The following is a 16,938-nucleotide window of genomic DNA, read 5'->3' on the forward strand; positions in this document are numbered from 1 at the left end:
CCGGGCCTGCACGCGCCCACCGTACCCCGCGAGGCGCCCTGTCCGGTATGCAGGGGCTGGAAAAAAAATCCCGTGCCCAGGGGGCACGGGCAAACCAAGGAACGCAAATGACGGAACTAGGCTCCCGCCGGCAGCAGCACGATGCAGCCAGTGGTCCGCCGGGCCTCCAGGTCGCGTTGCGCGCTGGTGGCCTGCTCCAGCGCATAGCGGTGCATGACCGGGATCCGCACGTCGCCCCGCGCCACCCTGGCGAACAGCTCGTCGCTGAGCGCCTGGGCCCGCTCGCGGCTCGACACGTGGTGCCACAGGCCCTGGTAGGTCAGGTACAGCGAGCCCTTGCTCACCAGTTGCGCCGGCGCGATGGCCGGCGCGGGGCCGGAAGCGTCGCCGTAGGCGACCAGCAGGCCGAAGGGCGCCAGGCAGTCGAGCGACTTCTCGAAGGTGTCGCGGCCGACCGAGTCGTACACCACCTTGACGCCGCGCCCGCCGGTGATTTCCCGCACCCGCTCGACGAAATCATAGCGGCGGTAGTTGATCGCATGCGCGGCGCCGTGCTCCAGCGCCAACCGGCACTTCTCGTCGCTGCCGGCGGTGGCGATCAGTTGCAGGCCCAGCGCCCTCGCCCACTGGCAGGCGATCAGGCCCACGCCGCCCGCCGCGGCGTGGAACAGCACGCTATCGCCGGCCCGCAGCCCTTCCACCGGGGGGCAGCGCGTCAGCAGGTAGCAGGCCGTCCAGCCCTTGAGCATCATCGCCGCGCCGGTCTCGAAGTCGATCGCGTCCGGCAGCCGGCAGACCGTCATCGCCGGCATCAGCCGCACGTCGCAGTACGCGCCCGGCGGGAAGCCGGCGTAGGCCACCCGGTCGCCTGCGCGCAGGTGCTCCACGCCGGCGCCCACCGCCTCGACCACGCCGGCCCCTTCCATGCCGGGTTGCAGCGGGAACGGCAGGCCGTACAGGCCCTTGCGCTGGTAGATGTCGAGGAAGTTCACCCCGACGGCGTGGTGGCGGATGCGCACCTCGCCCGGGCCGGGCTCGCCGACGGCGACCTCGACCACGCGCAGCGCCTCCGGGCCGCCCGCCTGGTCGATGCGGATGGCCCTGCCAGTGTGCAGGCTCATGTCTGTGCTCCCCTTCGAAGGTAAGGCGGATGGCCCCGGCCGGGGACATCCGCCAGGGTGTTTCTCAACGCCTGGCCAGCGCCGCGGCGATTTCGTCGAGCACCCGCGGGTCGTCGATCGTCGCCGGCACCACGGGCTGCTGGCCATCGGCGAGGGCCCGCATGGTGGAGCGCAGCACCTTGCCCGAGCGCGTCTTCGGCAGGCGCGGAACGATCAGCACGGTCTTGAACGAGGCCACCGCGCCGATCTGCTCGCGCACCCGCGCGACCAGCTCCCGTTCGAGGTCCTCCGCCGGGCGCCGGACGCCGGCCTTGAGCACCACCAGGCCCAGGGGCAGCTGCCCCTTGAGCGGGTCGGCGACGCCGATGACCGCGCACTCGGCGACGTCCCCGTGCCCGGCCAGCGCCTCCTCCATCGCCCCGGTCGACAGGCGGTGGCCGGCCACGTTGATGATGTCGTCGATGCGCGACATGATCCAGGCGTAGCCGTCGGCGTCGAGGTAGCCGGCATCGCCGGTCAGGTAGTAGCCGGGGTAGCGTGCCAGGTAGTTGTCGAGGTAGCCCTGCACGTCGTTCCACAGCGTCGGCAAGGCGCCCGGCGGCAGCGGCAGCTTCAGCACCAGGTTGCCGATCTGCCCGGCAGCGACCTGCGCGCCGTCGGCGTCGAGCGCCTGCAGGTCGAAACCCGGCACCGGCACGCTGGACGACCCCGGCTTGACCGGCAGCGCCTCGATGCCCTGGCAATTGGCGATGGCCGGCCAGCCCAGCTCCGTCTGCCACCAGTGGTCGACCACCGGCACCCCGAGCAGCGCCTGCGCCCAGGCGATGGTGTCCGCATCGGAACGCTCGCCGGCGAGGAACAGCGCCCGCAGGCAGCCGATGTCGTGGTGCTGCAGCCGCTCGCCGCGGGGGTCTTCCTTCTTGATCGCCCGCAGCGCGGTCGGCGCGGTGAAGAAAGTGCTGACGCGATGCTGCGCGATCACCCGCCAGAACGCCCCCGCATCCGGCGTGCCCACCGGCTTGCCTTCGTAGAGCAGCGTCGTGCAGCCGAGCAGCAGCGGCGCATAGACGATATAGGAATGGCCGACCACCCAACCGACGTCCGAGGCGGCCCAGAAGACCTCGCCCGGCTTCGCCGCGTACACCGCGCGCATCGAGTAATGCAGGGCCACGGCATGGCCGCCGTGGTCGCGCACCACGCCCTTGGGCTTGCCGGTGGTGCCGGAGGTGTAGAGCACGTACAGCGGGTCGGTGGCCGCCACCGGCACGCAGTCCACCGGCTGCGCGGCGGCCATGGCCGCCTGCCAGTCGAGGTCCCGCCCGGCGACGAGTTCGGCCTGCAGCTGCGGGCGCTGCAGCAGGATGCAGTGCGCGGGCTTGTGCGCCGACAGCGCGATGGCCTGGTCCAGCAGGGGCTTGTAGGCCACCGTGTGGGTCGGTTCGATGCCGCAGGAGGCCGTCACCACCAGTTTCGGCTGCGCATCTTCGATGCGCTTGGCCAGCTCCGGCGCGGCGAAGCCGCCGAACACCACGGAATGGACCGCGCCGATCCGCGCGCAGGCGAGCATGGCGATCAGCGCCTCGGGCACCATCGGCATGTAGATGACCACGCGGTCCGAACGCTCCACGCCCAGCGCCCGCAGGCAGCCGGCGAAGCGCGCCACGAGGTCGCGCAGCTCACGGTAGCTGAAGGTTTCGCAGCGGCCGGTGACCGGGCTGTCGTAGATCAGCGCGGCCTGCTCGGCCCGCCCGCCCTCGACGTGGCGGTCGAGGGCGTTGTAGCAGGTGTTGAACTCGGCCCCGGCGAACCAGCGGTACAGGGGCGCCCGGCTTTCGTCGAGCACTTCGTCCCAACGGCGGTGCCAGTGCAGGTGCCGCGCCTGCTCCGCCCAGAATGCCCGCGGGTCCGTCAGCGAGCGTCGGTGCTCCTGGCGGTAGCGGCTGTCTTCTTCCTGCCCGGTGGCCGGGCACGCATGGACTTCGTTCATTTGTTGTTCTCTGGGTTGCATCCGGGCCCGTACCCGCCGCGGGAAACACGGCGCCGCAGGCTCAGCCCGATCTTATGAACCGCCCCTGCCCCGCACACTCCCGTGGGCGGGGCCTTTATCCCGGCAGCGCAAGAAAGCGCTCAGATGCCCGGTGGGTGCCTGCGGTGCCAATCGCTCGCCTTCTGCAACGCCATGCCCGCCCGGCACAGCACGGCCTCGCCGCCCTTGCCGGCGATGAACTGGCAGCCCAGCGGCAGGCCTTGCGGGGTGAAGCCGCAGGGCAGGCTCAGGCACGGATGGCCGCTGACGTTGAAGGGCGCGGTGAACTGGATCAGCCGGCGATTGGCCTCCGCGTCCAGCGCCAGGGCCGCCAGTTGCTCGTGGCTCGGCGCCGCGTAGGGCTGTACCGGGGCCAGCAGCAGGTCGACCTGGGTCAGCAGGCTTTCCAGCTCGCCGCTGAAGCGCTGCGCGGCGAGCAGGATGCGCTGGTAGTCCATGCCCGAAAGCGCCCGGCCGCCGTCGATCAGGCGGCTCAGCGCCGGCCCGTATTCCGCCGCGTGTTGCGGGTAGGTGGCGGCATGGGCGACGGCGGTCTGCACGCCGCAATGGGCCTCCCAGTTGGCGCTCACCGGGCGGGTGTCCGGCATGCGCACGCGCAGCAGCCTGCCGCCGCCCTGCAGGACGATCTCCATGACCTGCTGCAGCGCCTGCTGGATGAGCGGGTCGACGCCGTCGCTCAGCCAGGCCTCGTCCACGCCGATGCGCAGGCCCTGGAACGACTCGTCCAGGCCGGGGATCTCCAGGCACACGCTGGGCAGCGAGGTGGGGTCCCGCGGGTCGTGGCCGGCGATGGTCGACAGCAGGAACAGCGCATCGCGGGCGCTGCGGGTGATCGGACCGATGTGGTCGAGGCTGGCGGCCAGCTCGAAGCAGCCATGCCGGCTGACCCGCCCCCAGGTCGGCTTCAGGCCGGTCAGGCCATTGGCCGCGCAGGGGAAGCGGATCGAGCCGCCGGTGTCGCTGCCCAACGAGGCGTAGCAGAGCCCGGCGGCGGTGGCCACCCCGCAGCCGCTGGAGGACGCGCCCGCCCAGTGCCCGGCATGCCAGGGGTTGTTCGGCGCGACCAGGCTGGGATGGTGGATGGCGAAGGCGCCCTCGGTCATCTGCAGCTTGCCGAGCAGCACCGCGCCGGCCTCGCGCAGGCGTGCGACCACCGTGGCGTCCTCCTGCGGCACGCGGCCGTGCAGCAGCGGCATGCCGGCGCAGGTCGGCACCCCGGCGGTGTCGAAGAGGTCCTTCACCGCGATGGGTATGCCATGCAGCGGGCTGCGGCATTCGCCACGCATCAGCTCGCGCTCCGCCTGGCGGGCCTGTTCCAGGGCCAGCTCGGCGGTGACGCAGGCATAGCTGTGCAGCTGCGGCTCCAGGCGCTCGATGCGCGCCAGCTGCGCCTCGACCACCTCCACCGGCGACAGCTTGCCGCTGCGGATCAGCCCCGACAGCTCGTACATCTCCAGGTAGTGCAGTTCAGTCGAGGCGTTCATTCGTGCCCTCCGATGAAGGTCAGCGCCAGCGCATTGAACTCGTCCGGCGCTTCGCTCTGCAGGTGATGCGCGAGGTTGCCCAGCACGTGCAGCCGGGCATCGGCGAACTGGTTGAGCATCAGCATCGGCACGTCGACGCCACCGAACCAGTCGTGCAGCCCCCAGCAGATCAGGGTCGGCGCCAGCACCCGGGAGAACACCGGCATCAGGTTCTCCCACTGGCCGAAGGCCCCGGGGGTCTTCAGCAGCGCTATGAAGCCGGGGTTGGCGCTGGCCTCGAAGCGCAGGCGCAGGGTTTCCTCGTCGAGGCGGGCATCGTCATGCAGTTCGTAGCGGCGGATCAGTGCCGCCATCTTGTCCAGGCTCGGCCCGCCGTCGGCCAGGTAGTAGTCGCTTATCAGCCCCGCGGCGTGCTTGCTGAACAGCGGCAGCGGCTGCATCACCCCGCGCTCCACCGGCTGCGAGCCGATCAGCAGCAGGCTGCCGACGCGATCGGGGTGGTCGACGGCGAAGCGGATCGCCACGCAGCCGCCGAAGGACTGGTTGACCAGGTGCGCCCGGGGGATGCCCAGGGCATCCATGAAGCCCAGCAGCTTGCTTGCGTGCCAGCTGAAGACCGGGCCCTGCACCGGCACCATCTCGGACTGGCCGAACTGCGCCAGGTCGAGGAAATAGCAGCGATGCCGCGCGGAGAATGCCGCGGCGCTCAGGCGAAAATTGCTCCAGGCGGTGCAGCCGGGCCCGCCGCCATGGGTGAAGATCACCGGCGGGCGGTCGCTGGGGCCCTCGACCAGACGGTAGTGCAGGCGCACACCGTCCACCGTGAGGAAATGGCTGCTGGAGCCGGGTATCTGCGGCATGGGGGTTCCCCTGGGAAGGTGACCCGGCCTGGAGCGCAGGCCGGGTCGGGCTGGCGGTCAGTCCTTGATCTGCTCGACCTTGTACCCCGGGCGCTTGCCGTCGGCGGTCTGCTTGAAGATCAGGCTGGTGTCCTTGACCGCGCCGGCCACGCCGCGGCCGGGCTTGGCGATGCCGCGGTTCCAGCGCGAGGCCAGCTTGCGCCAGGTGATCGGCGAGACGTCGGTGGCGACCAGTTGCTCCTCGTCCCAGCCGGTGCCGTCGTAGTAGAAGTTCTGCATGGCCTCGCGGGCGTACAGGTCGCAGTCGTTGAAACCGTGCAGGCACAGCGGCTCGTAGACGCGGTCGAAGCGGTACTGGTGCTTGGTCCGCTCTTCCTCGGTGTTGCACACGCGGACGATGATTTCCCAGTATTCGTGGGTGTCGTCGGTGATGGGCACGTACCACTCGTACTGCGCCATGTGGTCGCCCGGCCAGTTCTCCACCATCAGCACGCCGGGCAGCACCACCGAGGTACGGTAGAAGCGACCGTTGACGCCCTCGACCTTCAGGCCCAGTTCCTTGTTCTCCAGCACCGGCGCCCACTTGTCGGTGAACAGCCACTGCATCAGGCCCTTCGGGCCGTTCTCCTCCTCCACCACGCTGATGCAGTCGTCGCCGGTGGGCAGCAGGCCCAGCGGCAGGACCCAGTCCATGGCATGGACGATGGTGTTGTCCTTGTGCACCAGGATGTGCGCGTTGTCGAAGCCGTTCTCGCAGGCGATGCGCCAGTTGCCGAAACCGGTGCGGTGCATGCCCAGCACCACCGCGTTGTCGTCCAGCAGGCTGGGCGAGGCCGGCCACAGCGGGTGCGGGAACTGCTCGCTGCGCTCGGGGAAGCGGAACGGCAGGTCCTGGGCCAGCGGCGGTACGTCCTCGTCCGGGTAGTCGTCCTCGCGGACGAAGACGAAGATCATGCCGTTGACTTCGTGCACCGGGTAGGTGGTGACGCCGGTGGTGCCGATCAGCTTGTCGTCCGGGTTGGCGACGATGGTCACCAGCTTGCCGCTCTCCAGGTCGAAGGTGAAACCGTGGTACCAGCAGGAAATGGTGCTCTTGGTGAAGCACATGGGCTTTTCCGAGAGCCGCACGCCACGGTGCAGGCACTGGTCCTTGAGGGCGAACACCTTGCCGTTGGCGCGGCGCAGCACGATGGGGATGCCGCAGATCTGGATGCCTTCGACCTGGTCCTCGACCAGCTCATGGCTGAACAGCGCCGGGTACCAGTGGTTGATGAAGCCCCAGGCCGCGTCCTTGTAGGGCTGGTACTGGCTCTGGGTCTTGGCGTTGTTGACGCGGGCATCGCTGATGCCGGTCTTGACCTGGCGGCGACGGATGATCGGTTGCTCGGACATGAAGGGACTCCCCATTGGCTGACTGGACAGGCGCCGCGCCATGCGGCGCGCTTGCGGGCCATCCTAGAAAGCCGCTTCCCGGCTGACGCTCCCGGAACCGAGGGCGTTATCCCCCCAGCGCAGAAAAAGCGCACGGGTTGCAGGGGCATGGGCAAAGGGGCTGGGCGGGGCGCGGGAACGAGCGGGGAAGCCGTGCGGGGAAGAGGGACATCCGTGTCCGCGCAGGTCAACGGGCGAGGGTTTCCGAGGGGCTTTCGCCGAAGCGGCGCTTGTAGTCGGTGGTGAAGTGGCCGAGGTGGCTGAACCCCCAGCGGAAGGCCACGGCGGTGACCGTGGTATTGCCAGGGGACTGGCGCTGCAGTTCCTCCTGGACGTGGCGCAGGCGCACCTCCTTCAGGTACAGCATCGGCGAGGTGTTGCGGTAGCGGCGGAAACCGGTGAACAGCGAGCGGCTGCTGACGCCCGCATGCTCCGCCATGTCGATGATGGAAATCGGCTCGTGGGCGTGCTCCTCGATGTAGCGCTCGACCTTCTTGACGAAGGACGGGGCGATCACCGGCCCCTCGTTGGCGAGCATTTCCGCGCTGTAGTTGTGCGGCTGGCAGGCCAGCAGCACGTTCACCAGCGCCTGCTCGAACTGCGCGGCCAGCAACGGCGAAGGCTCGCTGTCATCGGCGGACAGGCTGTCGTAGATCCAGCCGACCGTGCGCATCCAGCAGCGCCCCTGGGGCGTGTCCAGCGGCATGCCCGGCTGGAACTCCAGTTCCTTGCGCAGCATGCGCCCCAGGTGCTGCTGGCAGTTGCGCTCCAGCAGGCTGGTGTCGATGCGGATGATCAGCTTCTCGGTGCTGTTGCTGTGGTTGATCCGCGACGGCAGGTGGGCGTTGAGCACCGAGCCCATGTGCACGTTGGAAAGCACGCGCTGGTTGCCGCACTCGATCTGCTCCTGCCCGCAGATCGGCATCTGCACCAGGGTGAAGGTGTCCAGCTCGCCGGGCTCGATGGTGATGTCGCCGCCATAGCTCATGCGCCCCATGCCGATGCTGCCCAGGCGCCGGTAGTAGATGCGGGTGTTGACGGTGCTGTTGGCGTCCAGGCTGGACAGGCGGTTCTCGCAGAATATGCGCTCCCCGCACTTGCGGGCCTCCTCGAGGTCCTGCGTACGACAGACTTCGTAGCGCGACAGGACGACGTCCGGTGGTACCGCAGGGGAAAAGAACAGGCGTTCCATATAGCACCCTCCTCCGCCCGGGCACGCGACCGGGCAGGCTCTCACGTTTTATTCGGTGCACGGCGTCGGGGACTGCGCACCATTATTGTTATCGCGACCAGGACCGGCCGACCGCTGCGGCGCAGCCCAAGCGGGGTGCGTCACGCATCGCTGCGGTGCGGCGGGCGGCGCCTGGGCGTCGCCCGGCCGGTACGCGGGGCCAGCAGCGCCGGGGCGCGCTGTCACCGCATCGGGTATCCCGGGCCGTCCTCCCATGCAGATGCAATAAGCACGCCCATCGGCCAGGCCGGGCCATGGAAACGGACGGCCGGGAAAGGTCTTGCAGCTACGCGCCGGGGGCCTTTTCCCAAGGCGCTCTAGGATGATGTTCTCTGGCCCGGGGCAGCGCCCCGGGCCGCTTTCGGCGCACCTCGCCGGACGAGCGCGTCAGCGCCGCGCACCGACCATCACGAAGAGCATTCGCGCCGCAGTGTTACCGGTGTTACGCCAGGCATGCCGGGTACCCGACTGGACCACCACATCGCCCTGGCGCAGGCGGGTGCTGCGCCCCTCGTCGAGTTCCAGGAGCAGCTCCCCTTCCAGCACCACGCCGTAGTCGATGCTGTCGGTACGATGGAAGCCTGGATGCTCGGGCTCGAACAGCTCCGCCATGCCCGGCAGCCGCGCGCGCATCTCGTCGACCGCGGCGGCGGCGTCGACCTCCTCGGCGGGCGCATCCTGCTGCGGCGGGAAGGTCACCAGCATGACGCTGGTGCCGCCCGGCACCGGCAGCACCGAGGCCACGCCCAGGGACGGGTCCCCGGGGTTGGCGACGATCCGCGGGTCCGCTCCGGTCTGCCATACCAGGGCCGCGGAAAAGCCCGGGGAATGGACGAACGGCTCGGTGCCGGCGAGCGGGCCCTGGCTGTCGATCTGCGAAAGGCCGCGGCTGTCGTGGCCGGTCACGATGCGATTTACCTGCATGGTCGAGTCTTCCCTCGGTTGTTCATTCGTGCGCGATGTGGAAGTTGACGAAGCCGCTGGCCTGCGCCTGGATGTCTTCCAGCGCCTCGTTCAGGCGCTCCAGGGTGTAGGCCCGTTCCTCCAGCAGGGACAGGTCGAGCACGCCCGACTCGATCATGCTGGCCATCTCGTCGCCTTCCACCGGGGTGAACCAGAGCGAGCCGATGTACTGCAGCTGCGCGCACATGAAGGGGTGCGGGTCGATGGGGATGGGGCCGGCCACGCCGCCGATCTGCACGATGCGCCCACCGCGGCCGACCGCTTTCATCGCCTCCACCGAAAGCGACGCGGGCGCCTTGGCGCCGAGGGTGTCGAGCATGGCGTCGACGCCGCCGGGCACCTGCTCCAGCACCTGCTCGTGGACGCTGCGCTCGCCGATGCGGATCGCCACGACACGCTGCGGCGCCAGCGCCCGCAGGCGTTCGAGGGCAGCGCCGTCACGCGCGGCGACCAGTACCTGCGAGGCGCCGAAGGCCAGGGCCAGCAGCGCCGCGCCAACGCCCAGGGTGCCGGAGGCGCCGAGGATCAGGATGCTCTGCCCCGGGCGCAGGCCGGACTTGCGGATCGCCGAGTAGGCGGTGCCGAGGTAGCCGAAGCGGGTGGCCTGGGAGAAGCTAAGGCGTTGCGGCAGGCGCACCAGGTTGTTCGCCGGCGCGGTCATGTACTGGCCGTAGCCGGCATACGGGTAGCGCTCGAAGATCGCCTGCGAACCGGGGCCGAAGCCGAAGTAGCCGAGGAAGGTGTACGCCTCGCAGCGCGGCGTTTCGCCCTGCCGGCAATGCCGGCACTCGCCGCAGCCGACGCCGGGGTTGACGTAGACGCGGTCGCCCGGCCTGAAGGCGCTGACCGCGGCGCCGACCTCGGCGACCACCCCGGCCGAGTCCAGGCCGAAAGTCGCCGGCAGCGCCGGCAACGGCAGGAAGGGATACCACTCGGGGAAGTGGGTGGTGACGTTCTTCAGGTTGGGAATGACCCCGCTGGCCTCGACCTTCACCAGCACATCATGGGGGCCGGGTGCCGGCCGGGGTAGTTCGTCGATGCGGAATCGTCCGCCGATCTCGTGCAGGCGCGCGGCCTTCATGGTCGACATGCTCGTGTTCTCCGAAGGGCCCGGCGCCGCCGTTGCGACGCGTGGCCCGGGGTGGCGGGAAAGAGGGGGCGGCATCCGTGCCGCGGGGAAACCGTGCCGGGCCCGCCGTCAGCGGCCGGCGGCCTGCAGGGTCTGCAGGGAGAAGTTGCTGGCCTTGGCGGGGAAGTTGGTCTTCCAGCTCGCGGTGTCGATCAGCGAGACCGTGGCATGGTTGCGCTGGAAGTCGATGACCGCGCCGGCGGTGGTCCGCACGTCGCCGTCGGCGATGTTGGAGTAGGAATGGAACTCCATGAACTTCCAGAACTCACCCTTGCGGTCGTAGGCCTCGGCGTAATAGAAGCGCGGGTACTTCACGTCCATGTACAGCACCTTCTTGCTGTAGGGGTGGATGGACGGGGTGATGGCCTCGATCACGTATACCTCGCGTGGCTCGAAGTTGTTGTTGTTCATGTTCCAGTACGGCGGCTGGTCGTCGAGGACCGGGTACTTCTCGGCCGGCGTCTTGCCGTCGGTCTTCCACAGGCCGGTCTTGCTGTTGGCCACGGCGAGCACCCAGCGGGTGCCGAGCAGCTTGTACTGCGGGTACCAGCACGGGCGCGCGTTGAAGACGTCCAGGTCGTCCTGCAGCTGGTCCGAGGAGCCGACCGGGTCCATCCAGGCGCCGCCGGACAGGCGGCGCACGCGGCGCACGGCGGGGATGTAGGCCCAGACGTCGTTGACCTTGTCCGAGTCGTACATCTGCGTATAGGTCCCCAGCCCCTTCATGTCCGATGGCGACTTGAAGTACAGCAGCTGGCGGCCGCGCTCGCTGCCGTCGCCCTCCACCGCCTGGTCGCCGGTCAGGCGGCCCTTCATGGAGTAGCGGCTGAACTCCGCCACCGGCTCGGCGTGGATGCCCTTCTTGCCGTCGATCAACAGCTGGGTGAACTGCGGGACCTGGGAAACGTCACCCACCAGTTGCCCCAGGTGCCAGTTCCAGACCAGCTTTTCCGCGGCCTGCGGATCCTTGGCGTCGACGTTCGGGAAGGGCTCGCCGGCCACCCAGTTGTCCACCCGGCAGGCTTCCTTGTTGATCACCGTCTTGCCGGCATTGGCCTGCGATGCCTTGACCCAGCGCGGGTCGAGCTTGACCTCCTGGGACTTGGCCAGCGGCAGTTTCCAGCCGGTGTTGCGGATTCGCCATTCCATCTTCTCGGTCAGCAGGCTGGCGATGCTGTGGCCTTCGAAGGTGTCGTTCTTCACCTGGTCGAGGTTGGCCGCGGAAATCACCGTGCCCGGCGCAAGCTCGGCAGCGGAGGCCAGGAGTGGGGACAGGCAGGCCAGGGTCAGGCCCAGGGTGCGTTGCAGAACCGGTCGTGCGCGTTTCATGGTCAGGTCTCCACTACGGGTCAGAACAGGTAGGTCAGGCTGGTGTAGAGCTGGTCACGGTTGTGGAAGTAGCCGAACAGCGTGGTCTTGTCGCAGTTGGCGGCATTGCCCGGGGTGCACTTGTCGCCGTCGCGCCAGGCGTCGTCCCAGAAGGCGTCGTACTCGACCTTCCAGCGCCACTTGCTGGACAGCTCGAAGGTGACCGAGGGCACCGCGAAGCCGCCGTTGTTGCTCAGGTCGGCGCCCAGCACCAGTTGCGGGCGGATGCGCCCGCTGTCGTAGCTGAGGTCGAAGATGGTGGTGGCCAGGACCGAGTGTTCCTTGACCTTGCCGCCCCAGCCGACGCTGTAGAGCAGCTGGTCGTCGGAGTCGTAGTTCTGCACCCACTTGTCGAACAGCTGGACGGAGAAGAACATCGGTTTCTCGGTGCCCAGCAGGCTCTGGGTGGCGGCGATGTTCTTGTCCATGCGCAGCATCAGCGCCACGACGTTCTTGGTCTGGAAGCCGTCGAAGCCCGGGGCGATGTTCTGGCTGAGCGGGGTCGGTACCGGCAGCGCGATCTGGTAGGGCGCGTCCTTGATGTACGCCACCTCGGTGCTGAACACCGCATCGGCCGCGTCGGAATAGCGGCTGGCGGTGAAGCCGTAGATGTTGACGATCGGGTAGATGATCTCGCCGGCCAGGCCCTTGGTCTGGTCGGTGCCGACGGTGTTGGCGCCGGACGGCACCTCGGGCAGGCCGAACAGCGCGAGGTTGTTGGAGGCGTTGAGGATCGGCGAGTTGTAGAAGGTGCGCAGGTAGGACAGCGAGTAGTTGGTGTCGCCGAGCATCCCGCTCCAGCGCAGGCCGCCGGTCCAGTGGCGGTAGTCGCCTTCGTTGTTCTCGTAGTTGTAGGGGTCGATGTTGCGGAAATCGACGCCGGCGTAGGGCTGGCTCGACCAGCGCGCGCCGTAGATGTCCAGTTCGCTGCCGATGTCCTGCTTGCGGTCCAGCCCCGGCCGCACGAAGGCCTCGATGCCGCCGTCGGCCTCGGGCACGTCGACGTTCACCTTGACGATGTTGTTGGTCTTGCGCAGTTCTTCGTTGGCCGGCTCGAGGAAGCTGCGCCAGGTGTAGTCGAAGCCGTGCACCAGGTCGTTGGCGGCGAAGAAGTCGGTCTCGCCCCAGGCGATCTGCTGCTTGCCGATACGGAAGCGGGTGCGTTCGCCAACCGGGAAGTCGATGTACAGCTCGCGGATTTCCTCCTTGTCGTAGAGGTCCATGATGTCGCCGTGCTCGCCGGAGTGGTAGTTGTTGGCGCCCATGTCCTCGAGGTGCTTGAGGAAGTCGGTCTTGACCTCGCGCGAGGCGCGCAGCTTGGCCACCACCGAGACCTGGTCGGTCGCCGCCCAGTCCAGGTTCAGGCGCGCGGTGCTGCGCGCCATGGACAGCTTGCCGCCGTCGCTGTAGCCGGGGGTATCCTCCCAGTTCTTGGTGTTCCAGGACAGTTCCTCGCGCAGGTAGCCATCGACCTTGAGACTGTCGTCGGCCAGGGCCGGCACGGTCACCGGCACCAAGGCGATGGCCAGGGCGAGCTTGTGAAGTGCAACACGCGGTTGCACGCAGGAGTCGACGCTAGAGTTCACCGGATACCTCCCCAGAGGTTAAGAGCGGCCAGAAGCCATGGTTTTGGTTTTGTTGTTGTGCGTTCGCTTTCACACGGCCTGCAGCGGGGCCGGCTCCAGCGCCTGCAAGGCAGCCGCATGCGGCTGCCCGGCGAAGATGAAACGGGGACGGAAGACGTAGATCAGCGAGGGCATCACGAACAGCGCGGAGATCGCCGACACGCTCAGCCAGATCGCCATCAGCAGGCCCATCTCGGCCTGGAAGCGCAGCGACGAGGCCCACCACAGCAGGGTGCTGAGGATCAGCACGCTGGCGGTGACGATCACCCCCATGCCCGCGGAGTGCAGGGCCTGGCGGATGGCGTGCTCGGGGCTGCTGCCGATGGCGATCTCTTCCTTGACGCGGTCGGCGATGTAGAAGGCGTAATCCACCCCCAGGCCGATGCCAAGGGCCGCCACCGGCACCGTGTTGATGTTCATGCCGATGCCCTTCCAGGCCATGAAGCTGAAGGTCAGCATGTTGGAGATGATCACCGGGACCATGAACAGCATGCCGGCCACCGCCGAGCGGTAGACCAGGGTGCAGAGCACGGCGAGGACCAGCAGCGCCAGGGCGATGGCCTCGATCTGGCTGGACAGGATGATCTCGTTGACCGCGGCCATCACCCCGATCACCCCGCCTGCCAGCTGCCAGTGCCCCTGGCTCAGGGGGTTCTCGGCGATGAACTCCTTGATCCGCGCCACCGCGGTGCGGATGGTCTCGCCCTGGCGGTCGCGGAACATCAGGGTCACCGAGCCGTTGGCGTACTGGGTGTCGGTGAAGCGGTCCATGTCGCCCGGCTCGGACACCGAGTCGAGCATGGCCACCAGGCTGCCGTTGATGGCGTCGTCGTTGCCCAGCTCCAGGTAGCGCGGGTTGCCTTCGCGCAGGCTGCTGTTGACGTGGGGCAGCACGTCGGCCAGCGACAGCGAGCCGCCGATCTCCGGCTGGGCCTCGATGAAGCGCTGGAAGCGGTTCATCGCGTGCAGCGCCTCGTTGCTCTTGACCAGCCCGGGATGGCCGTCGTCGCCGAGGACGATGAACATCCGGTCGACGCCTTCGAAGCGCCCGTTGATCGCCGTGGAATCGAGGTTGTACTGCGCCTGCGGCCAGAGGATCGGCGAACCCGGGTTGGCGTCGCCGATCTTCAGGTTGAACGCGTACCAGCCGGCGCCCAGCACCAGCAGCAGGCTGCCGCCGAGCACGACATAGCGGCCGCGGGACAGCGTCACCGCGACGCTCAGGTCGAGTACCTTGCGCAGCGCCGGCAGGCAGTCGAACGGATGCGCGAAGCTGTGCGGACGGCGGATCCACGACAGCATCACCGGCGTCAGGATCACCGCGCTGACGGTCAGGGTCGAGACCCACACCACCGACAGCACCGTGAGCTTCTGCAGCATCGGGATCGGGCTCAGGGCGACCACCGCCATGCACGCGGCGTCGGCGATGACGCCCAGCATGCCCGGGCGGAACAGGTCGGCCAGGGCGACCCGCGCGGCCAGGCGCGAGACCGCCCCCGCCGGCCCACCCGGTGGCAACAACGCCAACTCGTCATCGAAGCGGTTGACGATCTGCACCGAGTGGGAGACCGCCCGCGAGGTGATGAGCATCGCCACCACGATCACCAGCGGCTCGAAGTTGATCCGCAGCAGGTGGCAGATGCCCAGCGCCCAGAGGGCGCTGACCGCACCGGCGAGCAAGGGCAGGAACACGCCGCGCCAGGTCCGCAGCAGGATGAACAGCAGCACCAGCGTCACCGCCACGGCGGCCAGCACCAGGTGCAGGGTTTCCGGCACGTGGTGGTTCACCCAGCCATACAGGATGGGGTCGCCGACCAGGCGGATCTTCACGCTGCCGTCGTCGACCTTGGCGACCAGTGCGCGGATCTGGTCGAAGACCTTGGCGTAGTCCACCTGCTGGTCGATGAAGTCCACGGTGATCAGCGTCGCCTGCAGGTCCTTGGACACGTAGGGCCCGTAGACCAGCGGGTTGCGCAGCACCGCCTGCTTGAGTTCCTCCATGCCCTGGGCGCTGTCCGGCACGTCCGGCCACATCAGCGGGCGGCTCTCGATGCCCTCGGTGGAGGCGCGGACCTCCTTGAGCTTCTTCGAGGCCAGCGAGGTGATCTGGTACTGGTTGACCGCGGACACCTCGCGCAGCCCCAGGGTCACCTGGCGCACCTTCTCCAGCAGCGGGCGCTGGAAGATGTCGCCCTGCTCCACCTCGAACATGATGGTGACCATGTTCGAGCCGCCGAAGGTGTCCTTGAATTTCTCGTGGGTGCGCACGTACTCGTGGCGCGAGGGCAGCATGTCCTCGAATACGGTGCGCACCTCGATGTGCAGGGCGGACCAGCCCAGCAGCAGGGTCAGCGCCATGAGGATGCCCGCCACCCAGGCACGCCGGCGGATGCAGAAATCAGCAATGCGTTCGATCATCTCGTTGTCTCGGAAAAGTGGACGAGGCAGGTCAGGGTTTCAGCGGCGACCAGTGGCGGCCGTCCCAGCGGCCGATGCCGTCGCCGGCCAGCCAGGTCTGCTTGCCGCTGGACAGCGCGCCGGTGTGCCAGGACAGGTCGCGCGCATCCAGCGTGCCGCTGCGCCAGGCGATGTCGCCCGCGCCGACGCTGCCGGCGACCCAGCGGCCGAGGGCGCCGAAGGCCAGCCATTGCCGCTGCGCCGGGTTCCAGATCACGCTGAACAGGTGGTCATGCACGCCGAGCTCGACCGGCTGCCACTGCCGGCCGCCGTCGCGGGTCACCAGCAGCGTCCCCTCCACCCCACCGCGACGCCATTGGCGGCATCGCGGAAGCGCACGGCCATCAGCGAACCGGGCACCGGGGCGGGAATCTCCTCCCAGTGCGCCCCGAGGTCCTGGCTGAGCAGGATGCGGCCGAACTCGCCGACCACCACCAGGCGGCCGTCGTCCAGCAGCGCGGCGTCGTTCCAGGCGACGTCCTCTTCCTCGCGCAGGCGCTGCCAGTGGGCGCCGAAGTCATGGCTGACCAGCAGCGCGCCCATCTCGCCAACGGCGATCGCCAGCCCCGCCGGCCCCACCCGCACCCGGTTGAGCTTGTTGGCCACCGCCGAGCGCGGCACGTCGTCGGCCAGGCGCCAGTGCCGGCCGGCGTCGTCGCTGTGCAGGATGACGCCATCGTTGCCGACGGCCACCAGGTGGTTCGCATCCCAGGCGGCGATGTCCTGCAGGGGCTTGTCGCTGGGCGTTTCCTGGCGGCTGATGCGGCCGTCGGCGGAGATGGCCAGGACCTTGCCGTTGGAGCCGCAGGCCAGGACCGTGCCGTCGGGCAGCTGGGCCAGGCCGTAGAACTGGTCGCGGCGCTCCAGGGGCGGCGGCGTGACGCTGCCGCCGACCGGCTGCGGCTTGATGAACAGGCCCGCCCAGAGCAGGCCGCCGATGATCGCCCAGGGCAGCACCACGGCCAGCGCGTTCAGCGCGCGGCGCGGCAGGCCCGGGCCTCGGGCGCCCTGCTGCGGGGAGGATGCTTCGATACTGATGAGTTTTGTCATAGCGTTGGATTCGCACACAAGGATGGTCTTCTGGCCGACGACCAAGGCGATTCCACTCTAGGGAAGGGGGCTGCGGGGACTATCCCGCCACTGCAGGGGTTATCCGCTGTGCGCAGATTAGTGGCCTGGATCAATTGCACGCCGCGCGCGGCAAGGCTTTCCCGGCAACGCA

General features: G+C 68.7%; 13 protein-coding genes. All 13 read right to left on the bottom strand.

Going from position 1 to position 16,938, the window contains the following annotated elements; genetic code table 11:
- Positions 1-116: 116 nt before the first annotated feature.
- Positions 117-1,121: a quinone oxidoreductase gene (locus tag PKO50_RS18310; protein WP_275626850.1), complete on the bottom strand. Its 1,005-nt coding sequence runs from the start codon at positions 1,119-1,121 to the stop codon at positions 117-119.
- Between the two features lie 64 nt (positions 1,122-1,185).
- On the bottom strand, positions 1,186-3,108 hold the full coding sequence (locus PKO50_RS18315) for a propionyl-CoA synthetase (RefSeq protein WP_275626851.1): 1,923 nt from the start codon (positions 3,106-3,108) through the stop codon (positions 1,186-1,188).
- Positions 3,109-3,248: 140 nt separating this feature from the next.
- Positions 3,249-4,652 carry an amidase gene (locus PKO50_RS18320; protein WP_275626852.1) on the bottom strand — a complete coding sequence of 468 codons (1,404 nt, stop codon included), beginning with the start codon at positions 4,650-4,652 and terminating at the stop codon, positions 3,249-3,251.
- Positions 4,649-5,512: an alpha/beta hydrolase gene (locus PKO50_RS18325; RefSeq protein WP_275626853.1), complete on the bottom strand. Its 864-nt coding sequence runs from the start codon at positions 5,510-5,512 to the stop codon at positions 4,649-4,651. Before PKO50_RS18325 ends, PKO50_RS18320 begins: the two co-directional genes overlap by 4 nt.
- A gap of 57 nt (positions 5,513-5,569) precedes the next feature.
- Positions 5,570-6,904: a Rieske 2Fe-2S domain-containing protein gene (locus PKO50_RS18330; RefSeq protein ID WP_261746082.1), complete on the bottom strand. Its 1,335-nt coding sequence runs from the start codon at positions 6,902-6,904 to the stop codon at positions 5,570-5,572.
- A 226-nt stretch (positions 6,905-7,130) separates the two neighbouring features.
- On the bottom strand, positions 7,131-8,135 hold the full coding sequence (locus tag PKO50_RS18335; RefSeq protein ID WP_275626854.1) for an AraC family transcriptional regulator: 1,005 nt from the start codon (positions 8,133-8,135) through the stop codon (positions 7,131-7,133).
- Positions 8,136-8,561: 426 nt separating this feature from the next.
- Positions 8,562-9,098 carry a cupin domain-containing protein gene (locus tag PKO50_RS18340; protein WP_275626855.1) on the bottom strand — a complete coding sequence of 179 codons (537 nt, stop codon included), beginning with the start codon at positions 9,096-9,098 and terminating at the stop codon, positions 8,562-8,564.
- Between the two features lie 22 nt (positions 9,099-9,120).
- Complete coding sequence (locus PKO50_RS18345; RefSeq protein ID WP_275626856.1) at positions 9,121-10,227, bottom strand: alcohol dehydrogenase catalytic domain-containing protein; 1,107 nt, start codon at positions 10,225-10,227, stop codon at positions 9,121-9,123.
- Between the two features lie 108 nt (positions 10,228-10,335).
- Positions 10,336-11,595 carry a DUF1329 domain-containing protein gene (locus tag PKO50_RS18350; RefSeq protein WP_275626857.1) on the bottom strand — a complete coding sequence of 420 codons (1,260 nt, stop codon included), beginning with the start codon at positions 11,593-11,595 and terminating at the stop codon, positions 10,336-10,338.
- Positions 11,596-11,615: 20 nt separating this feature from the next.
- The gene (locus PKO50_RS18355) at positions 11,616-13,220 is read right to left on the bottom strand and encodes a DUF1302 family protein (protein WP_275626858.1); all 1,605 of its coding nucleotides are present in this window, start codon (positions 13,218-13,220) and stop codon (positions 11,616-11,618) included.
- Positions 13,221-13,289: 69 nt separating this feature from the next.
- The gene (locus tag PKO50_RS18360; RefSeq protein WP_275626859.1) at positions 13,290-15,677 is read right to left on the bottom strand and encodes an MMPL family transporter; all 2,388 of its coding nucleotides are present in this window, start codon (positions 15,675-15,677) and stop codon (positions 13,290-13,292) included.
- A gap of 31 nt (positions 15,678-15,708) precedes the next feature.
- Positions 15,709-15,999 (bottom strand): hypothetical protein, encoded by a 291-nt coding sequence (locus PKO50_RS18365; protein ID WP_275626860.1) that lies wholly within the window; start codon positions 15,997-15,999, stop codon positions 15,709-15,711.
- Positions 15,996-16,766 (bottom strand): glycosyl hydrolase, encoded by a 771-nt coding sequence (locus PKO50_RS18370; protein ID WP_275626861.1) that lies wholly within the window; start codon positions 16,764-16,766, stop codon positions 15,996-15,998. Before PKO50_RS18370 ends, PKO50_RS18365 begins: the two co-directional genes overlap by 4 nt.
- Positions 16,767-16,938: the final 172 nt, after the last annotated feature.

The sequence above is a fragment of the Pseudomonas sp. 273 genome (assembly GCF_029201425.1).
GTDB classification, from domain to species: domain Bacteria; phylum Pseudomonadota; class Gammaproteobacteria; order Pseudomonadales; family Pseudomonadaceae; genus Pseudomonas; species Pseudomonas delhiensis.

What these genes read in the sequence shown, in the direction of transcription:
- PKO50_RS18310 (WP_275626850.1), bottom strand. Translation starts at nt 1,121, where the DNA reads ATGAGCCTGCACACTGGCAGGGCCATCCGCATCGACCAGGCGGGCGGC.
- PKO50_RS18315 (WP_275626851.1), bottom strand. Translation starts at nt 3,108, where the DNA reads ATGAACGAAGTCCATGCGTGCCCGGCCACCGGGCAGGAAGAAGACAGC.
- PKO50_RS18320 (WP_275626852.1), bottom strand. Translation starts at nt 4,652, where the DNA reads ATGAACGCCTCGACTGAACTGCACTACCTGGAGATGTACGAGCTGTCG.
- PKO50_RS18325 (WP_275626853.1), bottom strand. Translation starts at nt 5,512, where the DNA reads ATGCCGCAGATACCCGGCTCCAGCAGCCATTTCCTCACGGTGGACGGT.
- PKO50_RS18330 (WP_261746082.1), bottom strand. Translation starts at nt 6,904, where the DNA reads ATGTCCGAGCAACCGATCATCCGTCGCCGCCAGGTCAAGACCGGCATC.
- PKO50_RS18335 (WP_275626854.1), bottom strand. Translation starts at nt 8,135, where the DNA reads ATGGAACGCCTGTTCTTTTCCCCTGCGGTACCACCGGACGTCGTCCTG.
- PKO50_RS18340 (WP_275626855.1), bottom strand. Translation starts at nt 9,098, where the DNA reads ATGCAGGTAAATCGCATCGTGACCGGCCACGACAGCCGCGGCCTTTCG.
- PKO50_RS18345 (WP_275626856.1), bottom strand. Translation starts at nt 10,227, where the DNA reads ATGTCGACCATGAAGGCCGCGCGCCTGCACGAGATCGGCGGACGATTC.
- PKO50_RS18350 (WP_275626857.1), bottom strand. Translation starts at nt 11,595, where the DNA reads ATGAAACGCGCACGACCGGTTCTGCAACGCACCCTGGGCCTGACCCTG.
- PKO50_RS18360 (WP_275626859.1), bottom strand. Translation starts at nt 15,677, where the DNA reads ATGATCGAACGCATTGCTGATTTCTGCATCCGCCGGCGTGCCTGGGTG.
- PKO50_RS18370 (WP_275626861.1), bottom strand. Translation starts at nt 16,766, where the DNA reads ATGACAAAACTCATCAGTATCGAAGCATCCTCCCCGCAGCAGGGCGCC.